The sequence below is a fragment of the Dokdonia genika genome, from assembly GCF_042652845.1.
GTDB classification, from domain to species: Bacteria; Bacteroidota; Bacteroidia; order Flavobacteriales; family Flavobacteriaceae; genus Dokdonia; species Dokdonia donghaensis.
Map to the genome: position 1 here is coordinate 1 of NZ_JBHSHB010000018.1, position 5,153 is coordinate 5,153.

The 5,153-nt window shown below is 32.5% G+C and carries 4 protein-coding genes; 1 reads left to right on the forward strand and 3 read right to left on the reverse strand.

The genetic code is table 11. The features are described 5' to 3' along the window. A partial coding sequence (locus ACFO5T_RS10835) for a hypothetical protein (RefSeq protein ID WP_380034308.1) occupies positions 1-197 on the forward strand: 197 nt, incomplete at its 5' end. 121 nt (positions 198-318) lie between these two features. On the opposite strand, the gene ACFO5T_RS10840 is transcribed toward ACFO5T_RS10835, so the two are convergent. The 3 genes from ACFO5T_RS10840 to ACFO5T_RS10850 all read right to left on the reverse strand — a co-directional run bounded on the left by ACFO5T_RS10840 (position 319) and on the right by ACFO5T_RS10850 (position 4,995). After that, complete coding sequence (locus ACFO5T_RS10840; protein ID WP_380034310.1) at positions 319-879, reverse strand: hypothetical protein; 561 nt, start codon at positions 877-879, stop codon at positions 319-321. Positions 880-1,472: 593 nt separating this feature from the next. Further along, the gene (locus ACFO5T_RS10845) at positions 1,473-3,776 is read right to left on the reverse strand and encodes a hypothetical protein (protein WP_380034312.1); all 2,304 of its coding nucleotides are present in this window, start codon (positions 3,774-3,776) and stop codon (positions 1,473-1,475) included. Positions 3,777-4,347: 571 nt separating this feature from the next. Further along, positions 4,348-4,995: a class I SAM-dependent DNA methyltransferase gene (locus tag ACFO5T_RS10850; RefSeq protein WP_155088243.1), complete on the reverse strand. Its 648-nt coding sequence runs from the start codon at positions 4,993-4,995 to the stop codon at positions 4,348-4,350. Positions 4,996-5,153 lie beyond the last annotated feature (158 nt).

Genomic DNA, 5,153 nt, shown 5'->3' on the forward strand with positions numbered 1-5,153 from the left:
CTTATACTTGCGGTCGTGTGATTTTGAAGCGTAGCCATACGATTGCGGTAATTACCAAGTATGCAACTGCCTTTTGTGTAGCTTATTTTATCGTGAACTGCAAGCCCTTGGGCAATCAGCCGCCACGGTTTTGTATATGGCTCGTAGCGTGTAAATTAGCGATTATTTTCGGATTAAGCACAAGCCAGATTTTTTAATTTTACTATTTATCTTTTTATTGGAAATCGTCAAATTTAAAAAATTGGCGACTTTCCAGATATGCCTTAACTTTGATTAAGCAACAGACTAGCTATGAGCTATATACGTTGTTGCCCACAGTTATTTTTCGCTAAGTCTTCTTTTAAGTTCTTGAAATGGTTTCCATTCATCTGAAGGATAACTGTCAATAATTAGTGTAGAGTCTCTTGATATTACACTATTCGAAATTCCAGCGTGAGTAGGAAATGAACTATTATTAATCTTTTCTTTAGTCAGATAAATTATCGCGTCTTTAATCAACTGTAATTCTATATTGTTCAACTCCAGACTATCCGTTTTACTCTCAAGCTCTTTGTATTCGTACCATATTTTTACTTCTGCATTTTCAGATGGTGGTTCAGGTGGTCCAACATTACCTAAATACTTAGCGTAATCTGCATAATATTTTTTTCCGTCTGAGTAAATTTTTATTATGTCAGTATCTCCGCCCCATTCGCCATATTTATCATCAGTATGTGCTAATTCGATTTGATTCCAGCTATCAACATATTTTAATTCAATTTTAGTTTTATTTTCCGCTACATTTAAATCAGCTGATTTTTTAACTTCTTTTTCAGCATTTTTATCAGCGCAACTCGCTAATAAAATTCCGATTGTTAATGTAAGCAGTATTTTTTTCATAATTGTGGGCAACAGGCCACTACATAAAGCGAGTGCGGCTCCCGATAGCTATCGGGATTGCTGGTGTGCCTGTTTTTTGTTTTTTAATTGATTGTTTAAATATACACTTATTTGTGAATCTGTCGCCGCGCATAGAGCTTTCAAAAATGTCGTATTCGCGTTATGTAATAGTTGTGGCTGGTTGCAACTACGTGTGAGCTTTCTATACTTAAGATGTATGCCCTAGGCATTTTTGAGTAGTGGCCTGTGGCGGCTGATTGAGTAGGGTGGGAGCTTTAAAATCCTAGGAGATTTGCTCTATGATCTATCTGTACAAGATCCTTGATTATAGCTCTTACAATCGCTCTTAAACCGATTTTGAAGCGTAGCCATACGATTGCGGTAATCACCAAGTGTACAGCTGCCTTTTGTGTGGCTTATTTTGTCGTGAACTGCGAGCCCTTGGGCAATCAGCCGCCACGGTTTTGTATATGAAAAGTAGCGGATTTTTAAGCACTAACTTTTCGGTTAATAAAAGACCTTTAATTTATTCATTTTCTTTCGATTAAGCGATTAAACCGCTATTTTTTTATATACTTTGTTAGCCACTGGCTTTATTTCTCGTTATCCTTTTTAGATGCTTTCTTGAATGGTTTTATTTCATCAAGAGTGCTTTGAATTCCTTGTTCTTTAAATTCAGAAGAAAGTCCAATTTGTACAATATCCCTTTCTTTTCTCCAATAAATTATTGCTAAAAAGGCGATAGTGATTTGAACTTGTATTTCCGAATTATCTTTAAATTCTTTACTATCCCATTTTTCTTTTACCTTTTCGTTTTCCGGATTACTGATGTCAATAACTGAAGCATATATCTTTAAGTCCTCATTAAGTAATTTTAGTTGACTATCCGTTTTTTCTTGCTCTAAAATATCTCTATGCTCTATGCTTGGCAAGTCTGATTTATGCAGAACATATATTATATCTTGTATGCGATATTCGGTTGAAGGAATATATTTTGTTATGGCTTCATAATCTTTTAAGATTTCTTTTAAATGGTAACCTGCGTTTACAGCTACAATTACAATATCAGGTTTGTCTCCAATTAATTTATTTAAACCTTCAAGAAAATTATCCTTATTAAGTAAATATCGTCTCGTTCTTGAAATTAAAAATGAGTTAGGTATAAATCGCTTAATGCTATTTTGTGATACTTGACTAGCAAAAATTGAATCATAGTTTAAATGAGGAATGTCATTATCAGTAAATGCTGATTTTGACATTAAAGTTTGTCCACCTGTTACAGATAACTTTAATTCATCATCTTTCTCTTTATCATCTAACTCTATAAAAATATCATCATAGCTCTCGAAAGCCTTTGTAATTATTTCGTTTGATTTGTTTTCAAAATTTTGAATTTTTTCTTGGGATAATGGTGCATTTAATTTCTCTTGCCCAATCTTATCTATTATTTTCTCTTTTAGAATTTTTGGGAAATTCTTGATTTCATCTGACTTGTCAGCGATGATTTCTGTATAACCTAAAGTATTAATTAGCTCTTTATTTGATAATACGTCATTAAGACAATTTTCAAAGAATGAGACAGTTGCTAACCAATTGTTTAATTCAACAACGTTATTGGGTAAGTTTGGAAGTGCTGTAAAATCTTGAAAAGTATAATATTTATTTAGTGTCCACTGACGTAAAAATAAAACTGTTAAATAACAACATATCCAATAATTAACTTGTCTTCTATTACCTAAATTATCCAATTCGGGGAAATAGAATTTTATGTCAATGGGTGTCTGACGATTTTTAAACTCATTTCTAAATTCTTCAAACCACTCAAAAATTTCTGTCATTGTTTCGGGAAGTAAAACAAACTTTGGTGGTAATGATTGAGAGTAATTTAATATGTACTTTAAAGTTTTATATTGGTTTCTATATAATAAAAGACCACCTAAAGCGTAATGAAATTCAAGAAAAGTTCTTCTTTGTTGTATTCTCTTTTGGACTTCTTCCTTATTTGTAACTTCTCTAGATTCAAAATCGTAATTCTCAAGAATTGGTTGTAATCTAAAATCTAGATATTGATGGGCGTTAGACCAATACATTTTTACAAACTTCTCATTATCGCAGATTACATATAGATTTCTCCAAAGCCAATTATATGTTTCTTCAGAAATTGGAATCTCTTCGAAATCTTCTCCAAGTAACCACCAACCACTTACTGCTCTGTGCTCTATAGCAGGTAGTTTTAGGTTACTGCTATTTGCTAATTGAACATTTAGTTTATGTACCATTGAATATAAGTCTGCTGGATAAATTAATGGTTTGGACTTATCGTGATTTTTTCTAATTGAAGAGAATTCACTGTAGTAAAATTCAAGTAAAGTCTCTTGTAAATGCTCGTCTTGTTTATCTATTGCGTAAAAGGTAAATTCATTTATTGTTTTTAGAAAGTATGGTTTGTCAGTAGATTCCTTTTTAAGTGAGTTATATTTTTTGATTACATAGCTCAACAAAGAGGTTGGTTTACCATTAAAAAGTACTACCTTATTTAACCATTGGAAAAACAGAATGGTCAAGGTTACGGTTAATACAAATACTAAAAGTTTTGCAGAATTATTAATAAAAAAATTATCCCAACCAAAAAGTGGTTGAATTGGAAATATTAAGAATAAAAAAGAAATGATTGTTACATATAATGCTAATTGAAAGATTGATAGTTCAATTCTTTTTTTCCTAAACTTTAAAATAATTGGGCGTTGTGGGATTTCTTTATTAAAAAGAACAGATAAATAGTTTGATTTGTATCTATCTCCAATATTTGAAATCTTATCTACAATTATAGGATATGCAATACCCAAAATTGCAATATCAATTGCTATACAAATTTCAACTATGTAATTTATTGTCATTCAAGTTTTTGTTTTAGCTTGTGGCTAACAGGCCACTACATAAAGCGAGTGCGGCATTTTGCTGGATAGCCTGTATTTATTTTTTAATTGATTGTTTAAATATACACTTATTTGTGAATCTGTCGCCGCGCATAGAGCTTTCAAAAATGTCGTATTCGCGTTATGTAATAGTTGTGGCTGGTTGCAACTACGTGTGAGCTTTCTATACTTAAGATGTATGCCCTAGGCATTTTTGAGTAGTGGCCTGTGGCGGCTGATTGAGTAGGGTGGGAGCTTTAAAATCCTAGCTAGTTTGCTCTATGATCCATCTATCTGTGCCAGATCTTTGATTATTGCTCTTACAATCGCTCTAAAACCCATTTTGAAGCGTAGCCATACGATTGCGGTAATCACCAAGTATACAACTGCCTTTTGTGAAGCTTATTTTATCGTGAACTGCGAGCCCTTGGGCAATCAGCCGCCACGTGTTTGTATATGGTTTGTTGCGTGGTTTAAGCACCTAATTTAGCAAATAAAAATCGAATAGAAAATCCGCGAGGATTTTCGTAAGTAGGCTAGAACTAGCAATAAATTATATACGGTGTTGCCCACAGTACTTTTTAAGTAATGTTATTCCAATCAATCTTGGTATTCCACTTTTATTTTCTTCATCAAACCATTCTTTCAGTTCCAGCAGTTCAAATCCGTTTTCATTTGCAACTTCTAAATATTCAGATATGTGATGAACATAAGTTTCTAATTCCTGTGTTCCGTTTTCCGTCTCAAATTTGGCTTTACTTCCTGAATATTGTTTAAATGGATGAAGCTCGCTAATGAAAAAAAGTCCTCCATTTTTTAATTTTTTATTCGCTTGGTTGAATACAAAGTTCAGATTTTCAATATGTTCAAGTACTAAACTACAAGTAATTAAATCCGCATAATTATTTTCAATATTCCATTCAGCAGTTAAGTCCGCTTTTCGAAATTCAACTCGCTCATCTTTGATTTTGTTTTTTGCTTTATTCAACATTTCTTGGGCAAAGTCCAATCCTATAATTTCATCCGCTTTCTTTAGTAAAAAGATTGTGTTTTTTCCAGTTCCGCAACCTAATTCGATAACTGATGAAAATTCAAATTTATTTAAAGTTTCGATTGTAGATTTTGTATCTAAATCTCTCGTTTTATTTGAATTCGTATCATATTGGTCAGCCCAAATATTATATGCTTTATCTATGTTCATTTATTTCACGATTTTTTTTTCGTATTGTGGGCAACAGGCCACTACATAAAGCGAGTGCGGCATTTTGCTGGTTAGCCTGTTTTTTGTTTTTTAATTGATGGTTTAAATATACACTTATTTGTGAATCTGTCGCCGCGCATAGAGCTTTCAAAAATGTC